The organism is Cohaesibacter haloalkalitolerans, assembly GCF_003574655.1.
Lineage (GTDB): Bacteria > Pseudomonadota > Alphaproteobacteria > Rhizobiales > Cohaesibacteraceae > Cohaesibacter > Cohaesibacter haloalkalitolerans.
Genome location: NZ_QNUM01000008.1, coordinates 94,269 through 119,037, shown reverse-complemented (window position 1 = coordinate 119,037; position 24,769 = coordinate 94,269). Strand labels below are relative to the sequence as shown.

Sequence of the window (24,769 nt, the reverse complement as noted above, 5' to 3'; positions counted from 1 at the left end):
GAGGCTGACCATGAAATCCATTCCCGCTCGCGTTGCGGCCTTCCGCGCCAATGGAGCCGATCGCTACGGCCTTGTGACCGACAACGGCATCGTCGATTTGACACCCGAGTTCGGCGCCCGCTTTTCAGGCCTCAAACAGGTGATCGAGGCAGGCGCTCTAGAAGAGATCATCAAGGCCGCCGAGGGGCGTTCTGCGACCTATCGCGAAGAGGATGTCGACTTTCTCATCCCCATCGACAAGCCGGAAAAGCTCATCTGCATCGGTGTCAATTTTCCTGACCGCAATGCCGAATACAAGGATGGCCAAGCCGCACCGTCGAAACCGTCCATGTTCATCCGCTTTCCGCGCAGCTTCACCGGCCATGGCGGCAATCTTGTGCGCCCGCCGGAAAGCCCGCAGCTCGACTATGAAGGCGAAGTCACCATTGTCATTGGCAAGGGTGGACGCCGTATCGCCGAGGCGGATGCCTATGATCACATCGCCGCGCTGACCCTGTGCAACGAGGGGACAATCCGCGACTGGGTGCGCCATGCCAAATTCAATGTCACCCAGGGCAAGAACTGGGACCAGTCCGGCGCCATTGGCCCGTGGCTCGTTCCGTTCCGTACGGCAGACCAGCTCGATGACATCGAACTGGTGACGCGGGTCAATGGCGAGGTGCGTCAGCAGGACCGCACGTCCCGCATGATGTTCAGCTTCCGCTACATCATCGCCTATGTATCGACCTTCTGTACGCTGGTTCCCGGCGATGTCATCGTCTGCGGCACGCCGACGGGAGCCGGAGCACGCTTTGACCCGCCAATCTGGTTGCGGCCGGGGGACGTGGTCGAGGTGGAAGCGGAAGGCATTGGCCTGCTGCGCAATGGCGTGGAGGATGAACAATGCTGAGTACAAACGAGATCCAAACTGCAGCAGCAGACTTGCTGAAGGCGGAGCAAACACGGCAACAGATCGGTCTGCTTTCTGTGCGTCACCCGGACATCACACTGGATGATGCCTATGCGATTCAGGCCGCGCAGATGCCGCACAAGATGGCTCAGGGCAGATCCATCATCGGCTGGAAAATCGGTCTGACATCCAAGGTCATGCAGGATGCCCTCGGGATTTCCACTCCGGACAGCGGTGTCCTTTACGACGACATGGACTTTGCAGACGGGGCCGCCATTCCGGCGACACGCTTCATCCAGCCGCGCATCGAGGCGGAAATCGCCTTCATCATGAAGGCACCGCTGGAAGGCAAGGTCAGCCGCGAGGATGTTCTGGCGGCGACAGAGTATGTTGCACCTGCCCTTGAAATTCTCGACACCCGGATCGCACGGCAGGACGCCAGCACCGGCCAGACCAGAAAGATCTTCGACACGGTCTCCGACAATGCTGCCAATGGTGGCATCGTTTTGGGAAAACAGCGCCATGCGCCAGAGGTGTTTGACCTCAGGTGGGTGGGAGCGATCCTGACCAGGAATGACGAAGTCATCGCCACGGGCCTTGGCGCTGCGGTGCTGAATGATCCGGTCATGGGCATCGTCTGGCTGTCGGAGCGGATGGGGCAATATGGGCAGCGCATCGAGGCGGGGCAGGTCGTTCTGGCCGGGTCGTTCATTGCGCCCATCGAGTGTCCATCCGGCACATATATCCACGCTGATTATGGCAGCTTCGGCCAGGTCACAGTGAACTTTGAGTGAAGGAGACCCCATGCCAGCCCAAATGAATAGCTTCAAGATGCGCCTCAAGAAGGGGGAGACCCAAATCGGCCTCTGGCTCGGCTTGGGCGACCCGTCTGTTGCGGAACTATGCGCAGGAACCGGGTTTGACTGGTTGCTGATTGATGGCGAGCATGGCCCGAACGGCCTGCGTGATACCCTGTCGCAACTCCGCGCCATCGGAGCGCAGACCCAGGCAGTGGTCCGGACGCGCGATGACAATCGGGCCGAGATCAAGCAGATGCTGGACATCGGAGCCCAGACCTTGCTCGTTCCCATGATTGAAAGCGGAAAGCAGGCAGCAGAAGTCGTCCGGTCGGCCAAATACCCGCCGCACGGTGTGCGTGGCGTCGGCGCGGCCCTCGCCCGGGCCTCGTCCTACAACGGGATTTCCGACTATTTGCAGACAGCCAACGATGAAATCTGTGTCTTGCTGCAGGTGGAGAGCAAGGCCGGGCTCGACGCGCTTGATGATATCCTCGCCGTGGATGGCGTCGACGGTGTGTTTGTCGGTCCCGCCGATCTGGCGGCTGACCTTGGATATCTGGGGCGCCCGGGTGCTCCGGAAGTTCAGGCGATTGTCAACGACACCTTGAAGAAGATCCGTTCCGCCGGCAAGGCAGCGGGAATTCTTACGTCAGACCAGACGCTTGCCCAAGGCTACAAGGAACTCGGGGTCGAGTTTCTGGCCATCGGGTCCGACGTGGGCGTTTTGCGCGGCGGGCTGTTGGCCTTGCGCAAGACTTTTGTCTGAATTCGACAAATGTAGGCAATGGAAAGCAGAGTGAACTCTGCTATTATTGTTAACAAGTTAAATAATTCGCGATCGGTGAGCGACGGTGTCCGGAGGAGAGGCCGTAGATCAGACCGGTTGGATCACAAACAGGTCACAGACAGGTCAATGGGGGGAGGAACATCCATGATCATTTCCAGACGCGCATTTCTTGCGAGTGCCATGCTCGCGGTCTCCATGCTTGGGAGTGGAGCCGCAAGCGCAGCCACTGAACTGGTTCTGTCCAGCTGGCTGCCGCCACGGCACCCTCTGGTCATGGACGCCATCAAGCCATGGGCCAAACAGGTGGGTGAGGTTACCCAAGGGCGCGTAACGGTTCGGGTGCTGGCAAAGCCGCTCGGTGCGCCCCCTGCACATTTCGACATGGCCAAGGACGGTGTCGCCGACATCACCTATGGCCTGCACAGCTTCACCAAGGATGACCGCTTCCTGCGTTCCCGTGTTGGCCAGTTTTCCTTCCTCGGGAAAAGCGCGGTCGAGATCTCGAAGAATTTCTGGAGTGTCTACGGTGGTCAACTGGAGGCAGCCAAGGAACATGAAGGCACCAAGCTTCTGGGGCTCTTCACCCATGGCCCGGGCGTGCTGCTCTCCAAGGGCTATCACTTTGACAGCCCGGACAAGTTTCAGGGCTTCAAGCTCAGAACACCGGGCGGCTATCCGGCGGATCTGATGTCCGGCGTGGGGGCAACCACCCTGTTCATGTCATCGGGCGAAGTCTATGAAAAGCTGACCCGTGGTGTGATCGACGGCATCTGCATGGCCATGGATTCCGTCCGTGCCTTCAAACTGGACAAGCATATTACCGATGTGATGACCGTGCCCGGCGGGCTCTACAACACATCTTGGTTTCTGGTGATGAATCAGGCCAAGTGGGACGGGATCTCGGAAGACGACCAGAAGGCGATTATGTCTGTCTCCGGTGAAGCCTTTGCTGAACTGGCTGGCAAGGCCTGGGACGCCGCCGATACCGACGGGCTGGCAACCACCAGGAAAGCCGGTATCGATGTCTATGAGGCTGACGACGCCGTTCTGGCTGAAATCATGGATGTGTCGGCGGGTATAGAGAAGGTCTGGGTCGATGCTGTCGCTGCTCAGGGCTATGATGCCGCCGGAGCGCTTGCCAGCATGCAAACAGCAAAGCCGAACAAATGATGGCCGCACATAAAAAACACCCGAAGCCCCTCAAAGGGCTTCGCTTCATCATCATCCGCGTTCTGCCCGCGATGGCGGCCGCCTTTCTGCTGATGCTGGTTGCAGTGACGGTGATTGACGTCATCGGGCGCTATTTCTTTGAGGCGCCCCTGCCTGGAGCCTTCGAGTTGACACAGATTCTGCTCGCCGATCTGGTGCTCACCGCCTTGCCGATGACGACCTTCAAGGATAGCCACGTGGAAGTGGACCTGCTGAGCCATTTCTGGAGTTCCGAGACCTATCTGCGGATCGGAAAATTCGGTGCCGCGGTAACGGCAGTGGTGTTCTTTGTTCTCAGCTGGAATGTCGGAGCACACGGGCTGAAGCTGATAGAAGACGGCGCGGTTACCAATGACCTGTCGCTGCCGGTATGGCCCGCTGCGGCCCTTGGAGCAATCACCTATCTCGTCAGCGGCCTGATTGTGCTGGTCCCATTGCGCAAACGTCTGGAGTTCTGACATGACCGAACCTTTGATTGCCACGGCTCTGTTGCTTGCGCTGGCGATGTTTCGCGTGCCCATCGCGATTGCGATGATTGTCGTCGGCACAATCGGATTTGCGTTGTTGCGCGGGGTTGAAGCTTCTCTCGTGATGCTGTCGACGACTGCCTTTGACTCCGTCTTCTCCTATTCGCTGTCGGTCATTCCACTGTTCATTTTCATGGGCAACCTGCTCGCCTATTCCGGGGTTGCCTCCGGCCTGTTCTCGGCGACACAACGCCTTGTGCGTCGTCTGCCGGGTGGCTTGGCCATGGCCGCAGTTCTTTCATGCGGCGGCTTCTCTGCGGTATCCGGCTCGTCGCTGGCAACAGCGGCAACGATGTCGAAGGTCGCCATGCCGTCCCTGCGCAAGTTTGGGTACTCCGACAGCCTGTCTTCCGGAGCCATTGCCGCAGGTGGGACACTCGGTATTCTTATTCCGCCGTCGGTCATCCTGATCATCTATGGCATTTTGACAGAAAGTGACATCGGATTGCTGTTTCTGGCGGGGATCGTTCCCGGCCTCATCGGATTGCTGGGCTATGTCATCGCGGTATGGGCGGCTGTCAAACTGAACCCTTCGCTGGCTCCCGAATCCTATGATGTGGATGATCATCCGGTCGAAGGCCTCTATGGTGTGATCCTGTCGGTTGCCCTGTTCGCCTTCATCATGATCGGCATCTATGGCGGCTTCTTCACGCCGATCGAAGCCGCTGGCATGGGCGCAGGCATGGCGCTTGTCATGGTTGTTGTCACCGGTCACGCCAAAGTGCCGGAAGTCTGGCGCGCCCTGATGGACACGGCCGAAAGCACCGCGATGATCTTTCTCGTGATCATCGGTGCCGAAGTCTTCTCGAACTACATCAACCTTGCTGGCCTGCCCGATGAACTGGCCTCCTATGTGGGTTCTCTTGAGGTCAACGCCTGGGTCATCATGGCGGTCATCACCATCGTCTATCTGCTGCTGGGCACCGTGCTGGAGAGCCTGTCGATGATCCTCTTGACCGTTCCCATCTTCTATCCGCTGATGTATCAGCTCGACTTCGGCCTGGAGCTGCTTTCGGACACGGAAAACACCCTCATCTGGTTCGGTATCATCGTGGTTGTCGTGACCGAGATTTCTCTCATCACACCACCGATCGGCATGAATGTCTTCGTGCTCAAGGCGACCTTGCCCGACGTTGCGCTCAAGACAATCTTCAAAGGCATCCTGCCTTTCTGGATTGCCGATATCCTGCGGCTGTTGCTGCTTATCTTTTTCCCGTTCCTTTCCCTCATGCTGGTGGTCGGCTGACAGCAGGCCACCAGCCGGGAGGCAACGGAAACGCGTCCATTCACCATAGAGGGAGGAAAAGCTATGGGTGAAATCGTACTGGCCGCCAAGGTCACACATGTGCCAACCATGGTTATGTCCGAACGGGATGGAAACCTGAAAGGCTGCCGACAGGCCGCCATCGATGGCCACGCCGAAATCGGTCGCCGCGCCCGGGAAGCCGGTGCCGACACCTTTGTTGTGCTCGACACGCATTGGCTGGTTAATGCGGCCTACCACATCAATGCCAACCATCGCTTCAAGGGCATGTTCACGTCGCATGAGTTTCCCCAATTCATCAAGGATCTGCCTTATGAATATGAGGGCAACGCGGCGCTGGGCGACCTGATCGCCGAGACCGCACGAGAAGACGGCGTCTACACCCTCAGCCATCAGGTCGACAGCCTTGATCTTGAATATGGCACACTGGTGCCGATGCGCTACATGAACGCAGATGCCGCGCTGAAGGTCGTCTCCGTTGCTGCGATGTGCACCGTTCACAGTCTCGACAGCTCGCGCAGGTTGGGGCTTGCCATCCGCAAGGCAATCGAAAAATCCGACGCCAAGGTCGCCCTGATCGCCTCGGGTTCGCTCAGCCACCAGATCTGGCCCAACGATATCTATGCCGAGAACAATGGCACCTTCACCATTTCCTCAAAATTCAACGAGGTTGTGGATCGCCGGGTCTTGGAGATGTGGCAGAAAGGCGAGACCGAGCTCTTTCTCGACATGCTGCCCGACTATGCCAAATATTGCGATGGAGAGGGCGATATGCACGATACCATCATGCTGTTCGGTGCGCTTGGCTGGAAGGATTACAAGGGCAAGGGTGAGGTGATCACCGAATATTTCCCTTCATCCGGCACCGGCCAAACCAATGTCGTCTTTTCGCTCGACTGATTGGGCACTCTAAAGAAAAACAGACGTGTTGGCACGGGGTCTCAGGTCATCATGCAAGGGATGACCTGAGCAGAGGGCGTTCCTACCCTCTCGTTCCGGTCAACTATCGCGCAAAGCCGGTATTGCAGTTAAAACGACGTCGGGCCGTTTCTGCATGCCGGTTCACACCCTGAATCTTCATAGTCAGAAAGATCTCGCCTGGGGCTGCAGCGGATGCCGGGGGCTGCTGGTCTTCCTGTCCGCGCGGGTGCTGAATTTTAAAATCAGGTCCTTGGTGTTAACTGAGTGACAGGCGGAAACCCTGCAGCCGAGGCGCATATCCAAAGTTGCATTTCTATTTAATTAACATGTGAAATAATGTCGCAAAAGAGAGATCTGCACTGATCTGGGAGGAGACTTCATGCAATTTCATCTAAATGGCTTCAAACCTGGCAATTATCAAATTCCGGATGCTGCAAGGAAACCATATCCGAACCCTTCGGTTGAAGACCTGCCAGCACAAGTCGATGTCCTGATCGTGGGCACCGGTCCGGCCGGTTTGACCATGGCGCGTCAGATGAGCGAGTTTGCTGACATCACAACTTGTATTGTCGACAAGGAGCCGGGTCCGCTTCTGTTCGGGCGTGCTGATGGTATTTCTTCGCGCACCATGGAAATCATGGAAGCGTTCAACAGCAGCGAAATGGTCGTGAAAGAGACCTATCAGCTGAAGCAAAACACATTTTGGGAACCGGATCCCGAAAACCCGCAAAACATCAAACTGACCCATAAAATTCCTGATGCGAGAGCCGGGCTTTCCGAGTTTACCCATGGGATCGTCAATCAGGCGCGCCTTCATGAGCTCTTGCTGGACGGGATGAAGAATTCGATCACCGCTCTGCACCCTCACTACAGCCGCGAGCTGGTTTCCTTGGAGATTGACGATAGCCTGACACAGGATCTGGACGCTTACCCGATCACGGCCAGGTTCAAGCGGACGGATGCGGATGGCAACGGAGCAGAGGAGGTCGTCAAAGCCCGTTATGTCGTCGGCTGCGATGGGGCGCGGAGCCGCGTGCGCAAGGCTCTGGATATTCCGCTTCAGGGGGAATCTGCCAACAAGGCCTGGGGGGTGATGGACATTCTTCTCAATACAGATTTCCCCTATATCCGCGTGAAGAGTTTCCTCCAGTCCCACGACCACGGGGCCGTAATGACCATTCCGCGGGAAGGCGGATATCTCTGCAGGTTTTATGTGGAGCTGGATCTGCTCGATAAAGACAAGCGTGCGTCAGATGTCAAACTGACGGAGAAAGACCTGATCGCAAAGGCGCAGAAAGTTTTCTGTCCGTACACGCTTGACGTAAAAGAGGTGGCTTGGTGGTCTGTCTATGAAGTGGGGCAGCGCATCGCGGAGCGCTTTGACAACCGGCCGCTTGGCAGCTCGGATGACATCATTCCTCGTGCGTTTGTGGCCGGGGATGCCTGCCACACCCATAGCCCGAAGGGTGGTTGGGGGCTGAACACCTCGCTGCCGGACACCTTCAATCTTGGATGGAAGCTGGCCGCTGTTCTGCAACGTCGCAGTGATCCCAAGCTTTTGAGCACCTACGCTACTGAGCGCCGCAAGGTTGCACAACAGCTGATCGATGCAGATCGTGAGCTGTCGAAGCTGGTCGCCACCCGTCCGGTTGCCGGTGATGCGTCCGATCAAGCCAAGATTGATACCGCCAAGATTGAAGCTTTCATGAAGCGGCAAAGCGGGTTCGTGGCGGGGACGTCGATCGAATACTACCCGTCATATATTTGCACCGGCCAGGAAAATCAGGAATTGGCAACCGGTTTTCACATTGGTCAGCGGTTCCACTCTGCCGAAGCCACGCGTGTGGCTGATGGCCGAAGCCAGCATCTGGGGCATCTGGTGAAGGCGGATGGTCGCTGGCGTCTGTTTGTGTTTGGTGACACGCAATCACCTTTGGAGCTGACTTCGGCCTCTGCCCGTTTGATTGACTTTCTTGCCAATGATGAAAACTCGCCGGTGAAGAAATATACGCCGAAAGGGGCGGATATCGATGCGGCCATCGACACCTATGCGGTCTTCCAGCAACAGGATTTGGCGATGCACGACCTGCAGGATTACCTGTGGCCGGCAAAAGGCAAATACGGGTTGCGGGATTACGAGAAAGTGTTTCAGACCGACCCAGACAAGGACATCTACGAGATGCGCGGCATTGACCGATCCAAGGGCTGTGTCGTGGTGGTCAGGCCGGACCAACATATCGCGACCATCTTGCCTCTTGATGCGCATGAGCAACTCACCGCGCTCTTTGATGCGTTCATGATCGATCAGCGCGGGCAGTAAGTCGCCATATCGGGTGTGCCGATCCCTTCAGATAGGGGGATCGGCATGATATGCCTCGACCTGTTCAGCCGGGGTAGGGGCCTCTGAAGGGGACGTTGAGGTTTCGCAACTCATCGTCACAGACGTCAGTAGAGCCCACACTTGGCGACCGCGCCGTTGAGGGATGGCGTCGCCTGTTTCTCTCTCTCATTCCTTGGTGTTTTTGCAGCTTTGATCGCTTTTCCAAATGCCAACCCTCTCACGCGAAGGTCGAACTTGCCTCCATTAAATTTAACATGTTAAGTATAAATACGTGGGGAGCATGTTGCGTGTGGGCGAGGAGAGGAAACTCGTCAACACAGGGCTTCCCAACTGACAATTTGGGAGGAACAGACATGAACATCTTTAAACGCACTATTCTTGCAGGCGTGGGTTTTGTCGCTACGCTGACAGCGATGCCAGCTTTCGCAGCAACGGAACTTGTCCTGTCAAGCTGGCTACCGCCGCGCCATCAGCTTGTCGAGGGGGCGATCAAGCCTTGGGCAAAGCAGGTCGAAGAGGTCACCGAGGGCCGGGTGACCATCCGCGTGCTGGCCAAACCGCTCGGTGCACCACCTGCGCATTACGACATGGCACGAGATGGCGTCGCCGATATCACCTATGGTCTGCATAGCTTCGTAAACGATGGCCGGTTCCTGCGGTCGCGCGTTGGTCAGTTCTCTTTTCTTGGCAATGATGCCGTGAGCGTGTCGAAGAATTTCTGGACGGTATACACCGAAGACCTCGACGCCGCCGCCGAACACGAAGGTACGCATATCCTTGGTCTTTTCACCCACGGCCCGGGTGCGCTTCTGTCCAAGGACAGGCATTTCAAGGCAGCGAGCGATTTCGCAGGCTTCAAAGTGCGGACACCGGGGGGCTACCCTGCCGACCTGCTGAAGGGTATGGGCGCCACAACGCTGTTCATGTCTTCGGGCGAGGTTTATGAAAAGCTGACGCGCGGCGTGATCGACGGTGTTTGTATGCCGCTGGATTCGCTTCTGGCCTTCAAGCTCGAAAAGCATCTCACTGACGTGATGACCGTCAGCGGCGGGCTTTACAATACCTCCTGGTTCCTTGTCATGAATCAGGCCAAATGGGACGGCATCTCCCCGGAAGATCAGAAGGCAATCATGTCCGTTTCCGGTCTGGCCTTCTCGGAACTGGTCGGCAAGGCATGGGACGAGAAAGATGCGGAGGGCTTTGAAGCGACCGGTAAGGCAGGCATCAATGTTTATCCGGCAGATGGCGCGGTGCTCGACCAACTCCTGTCCGTTGCGGCTCCGCTGGAAAAGGCATGGGTCGAAGAAGTGAGCGCACAGGGATTTGACGCTGCGGGGGCATTGGCCAAGATGCAGACTGCGAAACCTTCCAAGTGATGCATCTGGCTGCGACTCTGGGGCACCAGATAAAGACAAATCACAAGCAACGTTCATAAGGCGCGCGGCGTTCGACCAAAACTGTGATTCAGGTTTTTGGCCGAACGCTTTCAGCGGTCTATCTCTCTCGGCGATGTCTTCTTGAGGGCCCATCAAAGGCCCATCAAGGGCTTGGGTCAACAATCCACGCGTAGAACCAATTCAGATTTTCCGAGCCACTTCCTTCAGGGATGGCGCTCAAAATTCTTGCGTCTGGCTGGCTTGCGATCGGGATTTTATGCATGGAAGGGCGTTTTGTTGAACATCAAGTGTAAAATCGTCGCTTGACAGAGGCGCGGGGTCGAAAATCTTGGAAATGGACGCTTTAATACCGTAGTGAAAGCCGGGGATGCCCGTCACTCGCTGATGAGCTTGATTTGAAAAGAGTAGTGCCATGACCAGGAATGTTACAACCATTCGCGCAAGTGAAAAATTCAACAAGGCAGCCGAAACTCTCGCTTCGGATCACGACCGTTTCGTAAATGATATCATTACTCTGACGGAAATCCCGGCTCCTCCCTTCAAGGAAGAGAGGCGCAGTGAAGCTTATGAGGCGATGTTTAGAGCTCTCGGTCTGGAAGACGTCGCCCGGGACGAAGTCAATAACGTCACCGGTCTGCGCCGTGGAATGGGAAACGGTGCCCTTGTGGTGGTCGCTGCGCATCTTGATACGGTCTTTCCGGAAGGAACCGATGTGACGGTGAAGCGCGAGGGCACAAAGCTGATGGCGCCCGGAATTGGCGATGACACCCGAGGCCTTGCCACTTTGCTCGCTTTCATTCGTGCCCTTGATGCGGCGGGCATCGAAACCGAACAGGATATTCTTTTCGTCGGCAACGTAGGGGAAGAGGGGCTGGGAGATTTGCGCGGAACCCGGCATCTTTTCACTAAAAGCGCCTATAAGGACAAGATCGGTTGCTTTTTCACCTTTGACGGCATCGAGCCGCAGGACCTGACGATAGGTGCTGTCGGGTCATCCCGCTATCGCATCACGTTCAGGGGCCCCGGTGGCCACAGCCTTGGTGCGTTCGGCACAGTCAACCCGGCTTATGCCCTTGGCCATTTCCTCGTTGGAATGTCCAGATTGGAAGCCCCGAGCGATCCTCGCAGCTCCTATTGTGCCAGCGTTTTCAGCGGAGGGACGTCAGTCAACGCCATTCCGGAAGCCGTTTGGGTCGAAATTGACCTGCGATCTGAGGATGCGGATGTTCTGAAGCAGCTAAATGATGATGTTCGCCAATTGATCAGGGATGCCGTTGCCTATGAAAATGGCCGCGGAAACACAGCGTCCGGCGAAATTTCTGCAGATGTCGAGCAGATCGGCAATCGCCCTGCCGGGGCCACAGACAAGAATTCTGATATTGTCAGGGCCTGCTGCGAAGCCTTGACCATTTTGGGCTATCAGCCGGACCTGTCCGCCTCCTCTACGGATGCCAATATCCCGATGTCACTTGGCATTCCGGCTGTCAAGTTCGGTCATGGTGGGTCTGGTGGCAATGCTCATCGCCTTGATGAGTGGATCGACGTGGAGCCGACAGAGAGCGTGCGTGGGCTGACCGCAGGGCTTCTTGCTGTCGTTGCAACTGCTGGGCTTTTCGAAGGTTAGGGGCATTGGGAACCCACCTCGTCTTGTCGACAGGGCAATCACTGCGTCGCTGATCAGGCCTTCTTCCATCGGAGGAACAAGAACCTCTTCCAATTGCTCATTGAGATTGTCCGTCGGGCGCGGCGTGGCGATCTCGATGATCAGCGAATAGGCCGGTACTGCGGAGAGGGGCATGCGAACTTCGGTCATGTTCTGAAGCACGCAGTTGATCTCGCCATCATCAACCTGTTCCAACGCTTCAACATCGGCACCAAACGTTGATCGAACCAAACTGGCCACTTGCAGGGCGGAATTGATATCGTCGAAGCCAAGCCATGCAACGGCCTTGCTGGTCATGCGAGGGGCGAGGCGGAGCACCGCTCCGGTGACGATGCCTAGAGTTCCTTCTGCACCGGCATCAAGCTGAGTGATGTTGCTCTTCCTGCAGGTTGGCCATCAACATCGTATACGGGGCGGTTTCCTGTCCGTCGACCACGCCAGTCTGCAGGGGGCTGTAGAGTTCTGCCCAGGCGATCGGGGTTGGGGAGGCGCCCAGAGACTTGACCATTTCGACGTGGATTGGAATTTGCTGCGTGCGCATTTTCATGCCAACCATGTCGGCCGGGGTCTTGATCATCTTGGTCGAGCTGGAGACGTTGCGGAATGCCGAAGGCAGGTAGGACAGGATGCGAATGCCCGACGCTTCTGCGATCTTGTCAGAGAGGCTCTTGCCGAAGTCGCCGTCGAGAACCTTGCGTGCGATTGCCGTTGACGGGAAGGAATAGGGCAGCTCAAGCACGGAAGCGATTGGTGCATATGACGAGATATGGCCGGCATTCAATCCGCCAACCATCTCGATACTCCAGAAGATTGCCACATGCTTCTCGATGGAGTTGACAGATCTGCTCACGCCGAGCCGATCTGTCTATGCACCGGGCAGACGTGCCGTCAGCCGGAACGGCTTTGGTCGCTCCCACTCGTCCAATTCCTGCGATAACACATTGCTTTGCAGTGAGTTGAAGAACAAGCGGATGATACCGATCCGCACCAGGGTCACCGCTCGCAGTACGGTCGAATACAGGGATTGGCCCAAAAGCGACACGGAGATCTGTCTGTTTGTCCTGTCTGGCACCTGTGTCGTTCTCTCCCGAGATTATGAGCCATTGGTGCTGGAGCCGGGTGACTCAGTCTATTACGATGCCAGCAGCGAGCATTGCTGGACATCCGTTGGAGAAAAAGATGCTGAAGTCATGTGGATTATGAGCGCCTAGCCAATGTCTTTTCTCAGTTATGATGACGCCCGAAAGAGCGCCCGGAGGAAATTGCCGAGGGGATTGTTCGACTATATTGATCGAGGCGTTGGTGAGGAGGCGTCACTCAAGCGGCTGCGTGTGGCCCTTGATGAGGCCGAGATCTCTCCGCGGATCCTTTCCGGCCTGGTAGACCCTGATCTGAGGACGGAACTGTTTGGAAAGCAGCTTTCGGCTCCCTTCATTATTGCCCCCACAGCGATGGCAGGTCTTGTTCATCAGGGCGGGGAAGTCGCACTCGCCAAAGCGGCTCAAAAATATGGAATACCCTTTTGCCTTTCCACCCAATCGCTTAGCAGTGTAGATGAAATTGCTGCTGCTGTGCCCGAGTTGGACATTTGGATGCAGATCTATCTGTGGCAGGATCTGGCCCATTCCGAAAAGATGCTGAAACGGGCATGGGATGCGGGTGTGCGGGTCACCGTCATGGCCGATAGCGGTATACGAAGGGGACTGGATGTTTTGCGCTATCAGGAAAAGGGAGCAAAGGCCGTGATGCTTGGCAGGCTACCGATTTACGCCTTGGCATCGGAGGGCATGACTGGCGTCATCAAGGCTCTTGAAATCTTGGGCGAAGAGCTGTCCGAAGCGCTTCGATACAGATAACAGACCCCCATGATATCGGGTTGATTTAACAGGGCTTTTCTGCCGTGTTGCCTGCGTTGTCTTCTGGCTTTTGAGATAAGGGAGCATCACCATGACGTATTCTGGATTGATGCCTTTGTGAGAGCCAAGCAGTCGTTGGTCCGGGACTGCGCGAGAGGCTTGCGATCAGGGACACACCTTCCGGACAATGGATCAAAAAACGCCCGCCCCGGTCATGTCTGATGACGGGGGCGGGCTTTGCTTTCGCGCGTCAATTGATCGCTCGGCGGGACGGAGCTAAAGAGCGCCCCAGCCGCCTGGCGTTGGGGTGACCACGGTAATGCTCTCTCCGGCATCCAGTATGGTCTGGTCGCAGCCCTTCAGCTCTTCAATCGTACCATCGAGCCTTTTGACCCGGGTGTAGCCCAGCTCTCCATCCTCGCCGCCTTCAAGGCCGCGTGGCTTGACGCTTCTGTGCGAGGAAAGGATGGCGCAATCCATCTTTTTCAGGAAGCGCAAGGTTCGCTCGGTGCCATCACCGGCAGACCATTTGCCCCTGCCACCAGAGCCTTTGCGGATATGGAAATCTTCCAGCAGAACCGGGAAGCGGAATTCCAGAACTTCCGGATCGGTGAGGCGGGAGTTGGTCATATGGGTATGCACACCATCCGTACCATTAAAGCCCGGCCCAGCAGGAGAACCCGAGCAGATGGTCTCATAATACTGGTAGGTCTCATTGCCGAAGGTGAGGTTGTTCATGGTGCCTTGAGAATTGGACATGGCACCCAATGCCGCGAACACCGCATTGGTGACATGCTGCGAGGTCTCGACGTTGCCAGCCACCACGGCAGCGGGATAGCTCGGCCGCAACATGCAGCCTTCCGGCACAATGATGTTGATTGGCTTGAGGCACCCGGCATTCATGGGAATGTCGCCTTCGACCATCACGCGGAAGCAGTAGAGGATCACCGCCCGTGTCACTGGTTCCGGCGCATTGAAATTGTTGGCCTTGACGCCCGTCGTGCCGGTGAAGTCGACCGTTGCTTCCCGTTTCTCCTTGTCGACTGTGATTTTCACGTGAATGACGGAGCCCTGATCCGTATGATATTCGCATTCGGAATCCTTGAGCGCCTCAATGACCCGACGAACGCTTTCCTCGGCATTGTCCTGAACATAGCCCATATAGGCCTCAACCACATCCAGCCCGAAGTTGGCGACCATTTTCCGCACTTCCTGAATGCCCTTTTCGTTGGCGGCGATCTGGGCGGAAAGGTCGGCGATATTCTGGTGCGGGTTTCTGGCCGGGTAGGCGTGATCTGTCAAAAGTTCTCGCAAGGCTTCCTCGCGGAAATGGCCCTGATCGACAATCTTGAAATTGTCAAACAACACGCCTTCTTCGTCCACGGTGGTGGCGAGTGGTGTCATGGAACCAGGGGCGGTGCCGCCGACATCGGCATGGTGTCCGCGCGAAGCGGCCCAGAACAGGATGTTTTCGCCCTTGTCATCGAACACCGGTGTTACAACGGTAATGTCAGGCAAATGGGTGCCGCCATTGTAGGGCGCATTGAGGGCGAAGGCATCGCCGGGTTTGATGTTGCCCTCATTGAGCTTGATGACGGTCTCAACAGATCGGCCCATGGAACCCAGATGCACCGGCATGTGCGGCGCGTTGGCAACCAGAGCGCCCCTGGCGTCAAAGATGGCGCAGGAGAAATCGAGCCGTTCCTTGATATTGACCGAATAGGCGGTTTTTTGCAGGGTCACGCCCATCTGTTCCGCGATTGACATGAACAGATTGTTGAAGACTTCCAGCATGACAGGATCGGCTTGGGTACCGATGGCCTTGTCTCTTTGCAGTGGCACAATGCGGCTGAGGACCACATGGTTCTTGGCATTGAGCCGGGCCTGCCATCCGTCTTCCACGACGATTGTCGCGTGGGATTCCACAATGATCGCCGGGCCATTCACGGCCATACCGGGTTTGAGCGTATCGCGTTTATAAATGCCGGTGTTGTGCCAGTTGCCTTCAGCGTAGATGCGCGTTGCCGCCGCGGCCTCCGGGGTGCCGCTGGCAAGGGTCAGGTCCGGTTCGACAAGGCCCGCCCCGCCGCCGGTGGTTTCCACATCCAGTGTTTCGGCGACGATCGCCTTGTCGGAATAGGCAAAGCCGAACTGGGCCTTGTGCGCCCGTTCAAAGGCAGCTTTCATCTCGGATACGGTGCCGAAATGAATTGGCAAGGTGGTGTCGGAGCCCTCATAGCGCAGATGCACGGTCGTGCGCGTCTGGCGCTTGTCAGCTGGCACGGCCTGTCGTTCCAATTCCTGCTCGGTCTGCTGCGCAAGGCCATCTCTCAGAACTTCAAGGTCTGGAATGAGGCTCTCTTCCAGCCGTTTGACCACGGATTGCTGGCGGTCGGCTCGAATATCGGCGAGCCCCATGCCATAGGCTGAGAGAATGCCCGAGAAGGGATGCAGCACCACGGTCTTCATGCCAAGGCTATCGGCCACGCGACAGCCGGTCTGTCCGCCCGCGCCACCAAAGCAGACGAGGGCATAGGAGGTGACGTCATAGCCGCGTTGAACGGAAATCTTCTTGATGGCATTGGCCATATTTTCGACGGCGATCTTGAGAAAGCCATCTGCGACATCTTCCGGGCTGCGTCCGCCGCCAATGTCTTTTGCCAGAGCAGCAAATTTCTCCCGCACGATGGCATCGTCCAGAGGCTGGTCCTGATTGGGGCCGAAGATCCGGGGGAAGAAATCGGTTGCCAGTTTGCCGGTCATCAGATTGGCATCGGTGACAGTCAGCGGACCGCCACGCCGATAGCAGGCCGGACCGGGATTAGCACCCGCGGAATCGGGACCGACCTGAAACCGTTCGTCCTTGTAATGAAGGATGGAGCCACCACCGGCGGCCACCGTATGGATCATCATCATCGGCGCACGCATGCGAACACCTGCAACCTCTGTTTCGAAGGCGCGTTCATACTCACCATCAAAATGGCAGACATCGGTGGATGTTCCGCCCATGTCGAAGCCGATGATTTTCTCAAAGCCTGCCATGCGGGCGGTCTCGACCGCGCCGACAACCCCACCTGCGGGGCCGGAAAGAATGGCATCCTTGCCCTGAAACAGATTGGCAGCAGTCAATCCACCGGACGACTGCATGAACATCAGGCGCGGCCCGTCGCCCAGTTCCTGCTGCACCTGCTCGACATAGCGGCGCAGAATGGGCGAGAGATAGGCGTCCACAACAGTGGTGTCGCCTCGTCCCACCAGCTTCATCAGCGGGGAAACCTTATGGGAAACCGAGATTTGTGCAAAACCGATCTCACGAGCCAGTTCTTCCAGCAGCAGTTCATGCTGAGGAAAGGCATAGGCATGCATGAGGACGATGGCCACGCTGCGGATACCCGCGTCAAAGGTCGATTGCATGCTGGACCGGGCGCTCTCCATGTCGAGTGGCGTCTCCACCGAACCATCCGCCTTTATGCGTTCTACGATCTCATGGACATCGTGATACAGGAGTTCGGGCTTGATGATTTCCTTGGCAAAGATCTCCGGGCGTGCCTGATAGCCGATTGCGAGGGCATCGCGAAAACCCCGGGTGATGAACAGGGCTGTCGGCTCGCCTTTGCGTTCCAACAGGGCATTGGTGGCAACGGTCGTGCCCATTTTCACCGAATCGATTTTCTCGGAGGGAATCGGTGCTCCGGTTTTCACGCCCAACAGATCGCGGATGCCCTGAATGGCGGCGTCGCGGTAGGCTTCCGGATTTTCCGATAAAAGCTTGTGCGGATGCAAACTGCCGTCTGGCGCCCGACCGACAACGTCTGTGAAGGTGCCGCCCCGATCAATCCAAAAATCCCACTTTTCTGACATTTCAATACCTCTGGTTTATGGCCGACCACTGTTGTTCAGGAAGGAATAAGTGGTCTGTGATTGCTTTATTTTGATAATTTGTCTACATTTTATCGATAAAATCTATATACGGAAGCGTGGTCAGGTCAAGTCATTTGCAAGACCCTGTTGGTTGCTTGATGCAATGCGAACAGCTTTGGTGCAAACTGATGCGATGACCGCAACGGGGCAGGAAGGGAACCCATGAGTATGGATGGCACGAGCATGGATGACACGGAGAAGCAAATCGGCCCTGTTGTTGCGGCCTCGCATTTGGCGTCAGGGCCCATGCCAGCTCTTTCGGAGCTGGAATTTGCGCTCACGATGATTGTCAATGCCTATCATCGCTGGATTGAGCGCTGTATGGCGGCCAGTGGCTCCGAGGGTCTGGGGCCGCTTGATGTCATCGTGCTGCATAGCGTGAACCATCGGGGGCGCGCAAAAACCCTGTCCGATATATGTCTGGTGCTGAATGTGGAAGACACACACACAGTTGCTTATGCATTGAAAAAGCTCGAAAATGCCGGTCTGGTTGCTTCTGGCAAAAGGGGCAAGGAGAAGATTGCCGAAATCACCCCCGCCGGAGAAGCAGCTTGCATTGAATATAAGAGATTGCGCGAAGCTCTGCTGATCAAGCCGTTGAAAGCGCTCGGGCTTGATGAAAGCGAACTGTCGCAGGTGGCCACAACACTGCGCATGGTCTCTGGCAACTATGATCAGGCCGCACGAGCCGCCGCTGCGATGTGAGGTGAACGCCTGTCTTTTTCGAAGCTGCCTAATTCATGTCCCTCAAGTCTCATGTGAGCCTGCTCGCTCATGACGCTTTCCTATCGGTGCAATCGGGAGGAGGCCTGTTCCTGTAAAGTCTGCTGTGTCATGCGGGGCGAAGGTCAGGGAAAAGGGGCCGACACCCGCCTGTCGTTCGTATTGTTGTTTAAATCTCTGGTTTCTCATGCTTTTTCGTTTGAAACACAGAGCGCGCGGGTTTAACGTGCCGGACATCACAAAAGCTTCATAATGTGAGGAGTTGCCAGCCTCTGGCTGTCTCTTTCGCGTTTGGAAGCATCAGAGGCGCCCTTCGTCTAGTGGTCTAGGACGCCGCCCTCTCACGGCGGCAACACGGGTTCGAACCCCGTAGGGCGTACCAAACCTCAGTCCGACAGTTTGTTATCAATGAGTCAGGGCAGGATTGCTCTGCCTTTTTGGGGTATTTTGAGGTGTTTCGGCGAGACTTTGCGGCTTGCCCCCTTGCTTTTCCTTGTCATGCGTCGCAAGTTTTTCTCGTCACTTGCGGATTTTTATTGTTGATTTTCAAGAGGGGCAGATGTCTTCCAGACCCGGTTTCGATGAATGGGTGCTTGAGTGCGCCGATGCCGTTGCCAGACGCAGCCGTGATCCATCCACCAAGGTGGGGTGTGTCATCGTGCGCCCGGACAAGAGCTTTGCCGCTGTCGGCTATAACGGTTTCCCCCGCTCGATGGAGGACCGTGGCGAATGGTGGGACACACGCGAGGAAAAATATGATCGCGTCATCCATGCCGAGATGAACGCCCTAGCCGCCATGAAGGAGCCTGCCAAGGGCTGCATCGTCTATGTCACTCACCCACCCTGCAAGGAATGCACGAAGTTCCTCGCCGCCCATCAGGTCGCCAAAGTCGTCTGGCGTCACAATGACGGCATTCAGGGGCGCTTTGACACAACCCGCAGCGAGGAGATCCTCACTGATTGCGGTATTGAGTTTGAGGTGGTGGGGTAAAGCGCCAGCATGATGCCATGATCTGGTCTCTTGCATCTCCCAGCCTGTCCGCTTAAAACGGATGGCGCATTTGCGCCTTTCATGCATCCAAGGAATTCCCATGTCCGACAGTACGCCCGCAACACTGGCCCTCAAGAAGGGCAAGGTGGACTTTTCGCTTTTGCATTATGAGTATGACCCCGATGCGGATCGGGTCGGGTTGCAGGCGGCCGAGGCGATTGGGGCGGATCCGGCCGAGGTGTTCAAATCCTTGATGATCGAGCTTGATGGCAAGCCTGTTTGCGCGGTGGTGCCGTCCGATTGCGAGGTCAACATGAAGAAGCTGGCCAAGGCCTTTGGCGGCAAACACGCTGCCATGATGCCACCCGTCAATGCCGAGCGGATTACAGGCTACAAGGTGGGCGGCATCAGCCCGCTTGGCCAACGCAAGCGGGTGCCCACGGTGCTGGATGAAAGCGCCATGGACAAGCCGCTCATTCATATCAATGGCGGCCAGCGCGGCTTGCAGATCCGCATCGAGCCAAAGGCGCTCGTCGATTTCATGGGCTGCGTGGTCGCCGATCTGATCCGCTAGACGGGCAGGATCCTCTTGCCACCATAGGCCCTCAGGAAACCCTGTAGGCCATGCCGACGGATTCGGGTGCCGTTTCCTCAAAGCCGAATTGCTCATAGAGCCTGTTGGCCGGAATGTCGGCGATGATGGAGACATAGGCCTTCGACTTCAGGTTCCGGTTCACATAGTCCATCAGGCTTGCCATGATGGCTTTGCCCAAGCCATTGCCCTGATGGGCAGGGTCGACGGCGATGTCGCAAATGACAAACACGCAGCCACCGTCACCGACCAGCCGCCCGATGCCAACCACATCGTCGTCGTGGTAGATGGTCGCGGCAGCGACGGTTCCCTTCAGGCCTGCCTGTGCCGCTTCCTCTGAATAGACAGTAAGACCGGTGATTTCCCTCAGGCGCAGAAAGTCTGCAAGGGGCGGGGTCCGGGTTTCCAGACGATAGCGGTTGGTATCCATTTGACGATTTCCCTGATGGGGTTGGCCGTGACGAAACGGGGTGAACCATCCTGCAACTGGCGGAGCGGACTATGGGCGGTGTAACAAACCGATAGCTTAAGTGAAGGGGCGATTCAAAGCCCGCGATGGAGATGCCCACAATATCGCCACAGATCAAGTGTTGTGATGGGCTCCTAGAGAGGTTTGCTTTCTTCAGAAGCCGAACGATGTTGAGAGGGGTTTGAAACGATGGTTTGCCATATCGGATTTGGAATGAAGCGTTTGAGGGCATGCCGGGCGGTATTTGCGTCCTTGCTTCTGCTGTCTGTTGCACAACCGGTATGGGCGCAATCGACCAAGAAGGACGTTGCGGCACAGACAACGACCGAGACCGGCGCCGTGACGGTGGGCGATGCCCCGCATGAGGCAACGGGCGAGCCGATGGATGAAGACTGGCATGATACGGTCAGTACCCGGGCGTTGCTCAGCGAGCTGACACGGCTGGCAACGGACCTCGAAGCTCAGCGCAAGGACAATGCCAAGCTGGTTGCCAAGGTGGATATGCTTTCCCGGCGCCTTGATGGCATGCAGGCAACCATGCTCAAGGCCGGCTTCGAGCCGTCAGCCACGCAGGACGCAAAGGCCGGTGAGCCACACTCTGCCGCGGTTGATCTGACTGGCACCACAAGCCTGCCGGTACCGGCCTCCTCTCAGGCTTTGCTGCCTCAGGAACAGATTTCGCCGGAAGCGGCAATTTCGGCTTCCAAGGACAAAAGCGTCGTGAAAAGCGAGCCGCTGGCACCGCTTCCCTCGGGTGGGCAGAGCGTGGCGGACGCAGAGCGGCGCAGCCCGAAAGACGGTGGCTACTTCTCGCGTCTGGTCAACAAGAGCGAGAAGATGCTGAGTAATCTGGCGATCTGGTAAACAAAAACGCCTCATCATGTGATGGGGCGTTTTCATATTTCTGGCAGGGCATTGTGACACCGGTTCCGGCTCGTTTCTGATCTGATCCCGTTCCCGGGTTCAGCCGATCAGTGGCCGCTGACAAGGCCCATCAGGCGATAGGTCAGGTTGGCGGCGGTGAAGTCCCAGGCCCACTGGCCTTCGATCGGGGCCAGTTCCACCACATCCATCCCGACACATTTGCGGCCCTTGAGGGCATGGGCAATGAGCTGAAGGCTCTGGTAGTAGCTGAGACCGCCGGGAACCGGGGTGCCGGTTGCTGGCATGATCGACGGGTCGAGGCCGTCGACGTCGAAGGTCACATAGACATGCTCGGGGAAATCTTCCGGCAGATCGACCGCCATCAGCCGTTCCGTAACCAGCTTTTCTGCATCAACGAAAGAAATATGTGCTTCGTTCATGCGGCTTTCGTGTTCCTCGATGCAGAGGGCGCGGATGCCGAACTGCATCAGCGGCAGGCGACGCTCCACCGCGCAGAGATGCATGACCGAGGCATGGGAATGCTTCTGGCCCTGATAGGCGACGCGCAGGTCTGCGTGGGCGTCGATCTGGATGATGCCGACCGGGGCATCAAGGGCGTCCACCACCCCCATGATGGCTCCATAGGAAAGACTGTGCTCGCCGCCCAGGGTCACCGGAATGCGGCCGGCCTTGACACTGGCTGTGGTGCGGGCGCGCAGATCCTTGATGACGGCCTCGATGGGCTGGTCGCAATTGATCACGGGCGACGTATAGATGCCCTTCTTGATCGGGAAGCCCTTGCCGTCATAGCGCTCCAATTCCTGACTGGCTTCCAGCAGCGCCAGCGGGCCTGCCGACGTTCCGGCACCATAGGAGACCGTTTTTTCCAGCGGGCAGGGAATGACTTCAAACAGGGCCTTTTGCGGATTGCTTTCGTCTTCTGTCAATTCCGATTCCAGAAAGGCGGGATAGGTCAGATCAAGCATGGTCTTTGTCCAGGGTTACACGTCTCTTCTCAGGAGAGGCGGTTGCGGAAGTCAGAATAGGAAAACTCGCGGATCACGTCGAGCTTGTCGGTCTCGGAGTCCCAGATGGCGATGGCTGGAAGACGCACCCCATTGAAGGTGTTGGTCTTGACCATGGAATAGTGTGCCTGATCAAGGAAGGCGATGCGCTGCCCGATTTCCGGGGTCTTGCCGAATTTGTAATCGCCGATGACATCGCCTGCCAGACAGGACGGGCCGCCAAGGCGATAGACAAGGCCGGTTTCCGGTTCGTCAAGCAGAGCCGGACGATAGGGAGCCTCGATGACGTCGGGCATGTGGCAGGTTGCCGAAATGTCCATGATGGCAAGGTTTGTGTTGCCGTTATGGGCGACATCAAGCACCTCGCCAACCAGAATGCCAGCGTCCAGCGCCACGGCTTCGCCCGGTTCGAGATAGATCTCGACATCATATTTGGCCTTGATATCCCTGAGGAAGGCCACCAGTTCGTCGCGCTGATAATCTGCGCGGGTGATGTGGTGCCCGCCGCCGAAGTTGAGCCATTTGAGCTTCTTGAGCCAGGGGCCAAGGCGATCTTCCACGGCCTCGAAGGTTCGCTTCAAAGGCGTGAAATCCTGTTCGCACAGGGTATGCATGTGAATGCCGGAGAAGGGCGCAAGGTCCTCTTCGTTGAGCTGGCTGATCGGGGTGCCTAGGCGTGATCCGATGGCGCAGGGGTCATATTTGGCGATATGGCCCTCGGAATGTTCAGGGTTGATCCGAAGCCCGAAATCAGGCGCATGACCCCACTTGCGAGCGGCCTTGATATAGCTTGAAAAGCGCTCGAACTGGGCCGGATTGTTGAAGATGAGATGATCCGACAGCTCGAGGATCTCGGGCATCTCGTCTTCCTTGAAGCCTGCCGAATAGGTGGCCAGCTCGCCGGAGAACTGTTCCCGTGCCAGCTTTGCCTCCCAGAGGCCGGAGGCGCAGGTGCCGTTCAGGTAATTGCCGACCAGATCGCTCAACGCCCAGCAGGAGAAAGCCTTGAGTGCCAGCAGAACCTTGACGTCGGCTTCTTCTCCCACCTTGGCAAGAATGCTCAGATTGCGGCGGATGGCCGCCTTGTCGATCACAAAGCAGGGGGAAGGAACGCGCGAAAGATCAAAGGTCGCGAAAGCGCCGGCATCGCCTGCCTGCGTTTCCATAACTGGCGCATCGGTCATTTCGGTTTTTCTCCATTCGAGAACAGGCCCTTGCGGGCTAAGACAAGTGAGCCCGGCAGGGCCGGGCTCGAAGGATCGATCGGGACCTAGAAGTCGAGCGGCTTGTCCAGGTCGTGCACTTCCCATGGAAGGCCGTGTTTGTTGAGCATATCCATGAACGGATCCGGATCAAGCTGTTCCATGTTGAATACGCCCTTGCCAGACCATTTGCCGGTGAGCATCAGGGCGGCACCGATCATGGCAGGCACACCGGTGGTGTAGGAAATGGCCTGCGAGCCAACTTCGGCATAGCATTCTTCATGGTCGCAGATGTTGTAGACATAGACCGTCTTGGCCTTGCCGTCCTTCTCGCCGGTCATGATGTTGCCGATGCAGGTCTTGCCCTTGGTGGTCTTGCCCAGATCGCCCGGGTTCGGCAGAACAGCCTTGAGGAACTGCAGCGGAATGATTTCCTTGCCTTCATAGATGACCGGGTCGATGCGGGTCATGCCAACATTCTGCAGCACTTCCAGATGCTTGATATAGGCATCGCCGAAGGTCATCCAGAAGCGGGCGCGCTTGATTTCCGGCAGGTGCTTCACAAGGCTTTCCAGCTCCTCGTGATACATCTGGTACATGTTCTTCTCGCCAACGGCCGGGAAATCGAAGACCTGCTTGTTGCCCATGGCCGGGGTGGTGACCCAGTCGCCGTTTTCCCAGTGATGGACCGGAGCAGTGACTTCGCGGATGTTGATTTCCGGGTTGAAGTTGGTGGCGAAATGCTGGCCATGGTCGCCGCCGTTGCAATCGAGAATGTCGAGATACTCGATCGTGTCGAGCAGATGCTTCTTGGCATAGGCGGTGTAGACGTTGGTAACGCCCGGGTCGAAGCCTGAGCCGAGCAGAGCCATCAGGCCCGCTTCCTCGAAGCGCTGCTGATAGGCCCATTGCCAGCTGTATTCGAACTTGGCAACGTCGCGCGGTTCGTAGTTGGCGGTATCCAGATAGTTGACGCCGGATTTCAGGCAGGCGTCCATGATGTTGAGGTCCTGATAGGGCAGGGCCACGTTGACCACGAGGCTGACACCCAGCTTGTCGATGAGGGCAGAGAGCGCATCCACGTCATCGGCATCGACCTCGGCGGTGTTGATGGTAACTCCGGTCCGTTCCTTCACGGAAGCAGCGATCTCGTCGCATTTGAAAATGCGGCGCGAAGCCAGCGTGATGTCACCGAAGATCTCGGAAAGCTGTGCCATTTTATGGATCACAACGGAGCCGACGCCACCTGCGCCGATAACCAGAACCTTGTTCATGTGTTCTTTCCTTCTTCTGAAAGGGCCGAGCGGAATGCCTCTCCGCTCCTGAAT

At 57.1% G+C, this 24,769-nt stretch carries 22 protein-coding genes, 1 tRNA gene and 1 pseudogene; 17 read left to right on the top strand and 7 right to left on the bottom strand.

The features are described from left to right. Window positions 1–10 precede the first annotated feature (10 nt). From DSL70_RS18655 to DSL70_RS18610, 10 genes are all read left to right on the top strand, one after another. Window positions 11–889: a fumarylacetoacetate hydrolase family protein gene (locus DSL70_RS18655; protein WP_119309491.1), complete on the top strand. Its 879-nt coding sequence runs from the start codon at window positions 11–13 to the stop codon at window positions 887–889. Continuing rightward, the gene (gene hpaH, locus DSL70_RS18650; RefSeq protein WP_119309490.1) at window positions 883–1,683 is read left to right on the top strand and encodes a 2-oxo-hept-4-ene-1,7-dioate hydratase; all 801 of its coding nucleotides are present in this window, start codon (window positions 883–885) and stop codon (window positions 1,681–1,683) included. Before DSL70_RS18655 ends, hpaH begins: the two co-directional genes overlap by 7 nt. Window positions 1,684–1,693: 10 nt before the next feature. Next, entirely contained in the window at window positions 1,694–2,455 is a 762-nt protein-coding gene (locus DSL70_RS18645) for an aldolase/citrate lyase family protein (protein WP_119309489.1), read from the top strand. A 165-nt stretch (window positions 2,456–2,620) separates the two neighbouring features. After that, entirely contained in the window at window positions 2,621–3,646 is a 1,026-nt protein-coding gene (locus DSL70_RS18640; RefSeq protein ID WP_205563339.1) for a TRAP transporter substrate-binding protein, read from the top strand. Beyond that, window positions 3,643–4,143, top strand: coding sequence for a TRAP transporter small permease (locus DSL70_RS18635; protein WP_119309487.1), 501 nt, complete (start codon window positions 3,643–3,645; stop codon window positions 4,141–4,143). Before DSL70_RS18640 ends, DSL70_RS18635 begins: the two co-directional genes overlap by 4 nt. Before the next feature lies 1 nt (window position 4,144). Then, complete coding sequence (locus tag DSL70_RS18630; protein WP_119309486.1) at window positions 4,145–5,458, top strand: TRAP transporter large permease; 1,314 nt, start codon at window positions 4,145–4,147, stop codon at window positions 5,456–5,458. A gap of 63 nt (window positions 5,459–5,521) precedes the next feature. Beyond that, on the top strand, window positions 5,522–6,376 hold the full coding sequence (gene hpaD, locus DSL70_RS18625) for a 3,4-dihydroxyphenylacetate 2,3-dioxygenase (protein ID WP_119309485.1): 855 nt from the start codon (window positions 5,522–5,524) through the stop codon (window positions 6,374–6,376). Between the two features lie 400 nt (window positions 6,377–6,776). After that, on the top strand, window positions 6,777–8,717 hold the full coding sequence (locus tag DSL70_RS18620; RefSeq protein ID WP_119309484.1) for an FAD-dependent monooxygenase: 1,941 nt from the start codon (window positions 6,777–6,779) through the stop codon (window positions 8,715–8,717). A gap of 374 nt (window positions 8,718–9,091) precedes the next feature. Continuing rightward, on the top strand, window positions 9,092–10,114 hold the full coding sequence (locus DSL70_RS18615) for a TRAP transporter substrate-binding protein (protein WP_119309483.1): 1,023 nt from the start codon (window positions 9,092–9,094) through the stop codon (window positions 10,112–10,114). Between the two features lie 433 nt (window positions 10,115–10,547). Continuing rightward, complete coding sequence (locus tag DSL70_RS18610; protein WP_119309482.1) at window positions 10,548–11,759, top strand: M20/M25/M40 family metallo-hydrolase; 1,212 nt, start codon at window positions 10,548–10,550, stop codon at window positions 11,757–11,759. 93 nt (window positions 11,760–11,852) lie between these two features. On the opposite strand, the pseudogene DSL70_RS22905 reads toward DSL70_RS18610, so the two are convergent. Continuing rightward, window positions 11,853–12,095 (bottom strand): annotated as a pseudogene (locus DSL70_RS22905) (FAD-linked oxidase C-terminal domain-containing protein); the annotation flags it as partial. A 61-nt stretch (window positions 12,096–12,156) separates the two neighbouring features. Next, window positions 12,157–12,648 carry a TRAP transporter substrate-binding protein gene (locus tag DSL70_RS18600; RefSeq protein ID WP_162916903.1) on the bottom strand — a complete coding sequence of 164 codons (492 nt, stop codon included), beginning with the start codon at window positions 12,646–12,648 and terminating at the stop codon, window positions 12,157–12,159. Window positions 12,649–12,769: 121 nt separating this feature from the next. Here DSL70_RS18600 and DSL70_RS22330 point away from each other — a divergent pair, with 121 nt between their 5' ends. Continuing rightward, window positions 12,770–13,009 carry a cupin domain-containing protein gene (locus DSL70_RS22330; protein WP_162916902.1) on the top strand — a complete coding sequence of 80 codons (240 nt, stop codon included), beginning with the start codon at window positions 12,770–12,772 and terminating at the stop codon, window positions 13,007–13,009. A 3-nt stretch (window positions 13,010–13,012) separates the two neighbouring features. Continuing rightward, on the top strand, window positions 13,013–13,654 hold the full coding sequence (locus tag DSL70_RS18590) for an alpha-hydroxy-acid oxidizing protein (RefSeq protein WP_119309478.1): 642 nt from the start codon (window positions 13,013–13,015) through the stop codon (window positions 13,652–13,654). A 276-nt stretch (window positions 13,655–13,930) separates the two neighbouring features. Here DSL70_RS18590 and DSL70_RS18585 read toward each other — a convergent pair whose 3' ends face one another. After that, window positions 13,931–17,515 carry a hydantoinase B/oxoprolinase family protein gene (locus DSL70_RS18585; RefSeq protein WP_119309477.1) on the bottom strand — a complete coding sequence of 1,195 codons (3,585 nt, stop codon included), beginning with the start codon at window positions 17,513–17,515 and terminating at the stop codon, window positions 13,931–13,933. Between the two features lie 222 nt (window positions 17,516–17,737). Here DSL70_RS18585 and DSL70_RS18580 point away from each other — a divergent pair, with 222 nt between their 5' ends. The 4 genes from DSL70_RS18580 to ybaK all read left to right on the top strand — a co-directional run bounded on the left by DSL70_RS18580 (window position 17,738) and on the right by ybaK (window position 19,863). Beyond that, the gene (locus tag DSL70_RS18580; protein ID WP_245418278.1) at window positions 17,738–18,280 is read left to right on the top strand and encodes a winged helix DNA-binding protein; all 543 of its coding nucleotides are present in this window, start codon (window positions 17,738–17,740) and stop codon (window positions 18,278–18,280) included. 324 nt (window positions 18,281–18,604) lie between these two features. Continuing rightward, window positions 18,605–18,680, top strand: a tRNA-Glu gene (locus DSL70_RS18575). Window positions 18,681–18,857: 177 nt separating this feature from the next. Continuing rightward, window positions 18,858–19,289 (top strand): deoxycytidylate deaminase, encoded by a 432-nt coding sequence (locus tag DSL70_RS18570; RefSeq protein WP_119309476.1) that lies wholly within the window; start codon window positions 18,858–18,860, stop codon window positions 19,287–19,289. Between the two features lie 100 nt (window positions 19,290–19,389). Beyond that, a complete protein-coding gene (gene ybaK, locus DSL70_RS18565) occupies window positions 19,390–19,863 on the top strand; it encodes a Cys-tRNA(Pro) deacylase (protein ID WP_119309475.1) in 474 nt (157 codons plus the stop codon). A gap of 31 nt (window positions 19,864–19,894) precedes the next feature. Here the strand turns inward: ybaK and DSL70_RS18560 are convergent, their stop codons facing one another. Next, a complete protein-coding gene (locus DSL70_RS18560; RefSeq protein WP_119309474.1) occupies window positions 19,895–20,311 on the bottom strand; it encodes a GNAT family N-acetyltransferase in 417 nt (138 codons plus the stop codon). 252 nt (window positions 20,312–20,563) lie between these two features. On the opposite strand from DSL70_RS18560, the gene DSL70_RS18555 reads away from it, so the two are divergent. Then, the gene (locus DSL70_RS18555) at window positions 20,564–21,214 is read left to right on the top strand and encodes a hypothetical protein (protein ID WP_162916900.1); all 651 of its coding nucleotides are present in this window, start codon (window positions 20,564–20,566) and stop codon (window positions 21,212–21,214) included. Between the two features lie 107 nt (window positions 21,215–21,321). Here the strand turns inward: DSL70_RS18555 and speB are convergent, their stop codons facing one another. The 3 genes from speB to DSL70_RS18540 all read right to left on the bottom strand — a co-directional run bounded on the left by speB (window position 21,322) and on the right by DSL70_RS18540 (window position 24,715). Then, window positions 21,322–22,200 (bottom strand): agmatinase, encoded by an 879-nt coding sequence (gene speB, locus DSL70_RS18550; protein ID WP_119309472.1) that lies wholly within the window; start codon window positions 22,198–22,200, stop codon window positions 21,322–21,324. A gap of 29 nt (window positions 22,201–22,229) precedes the next feature. Continuing rightward, window positions 22,230–23,423 carry a carboxynorspermidine decarboxylase gene (gene nspC, locus DSL70_RS18545; protein WP_205563338.1) on the bottom strand — a complete coding sequence of 398 codons (1,194 nt, stop codon included), beginning with the start codon at window positions 23,421–23,423 and terminating at the stop codon, window positions 22,230–22,232. Between the two features lie 86 nt (window positions 23,424–23,509). Further along, window positions 23,510–24,715, bottom strand: a complete 1,206-nt coding sequence (locus DSL70_RS18540; RefSeq protein WP_119309471.1) for a saccharopine dehydrogenase family protein — start codon at window positions 24,713–24,715, stop codon at window positions 23,510–23,512. Window positions 24,716–24,769 lie beyond the last annotated feature (54 nt).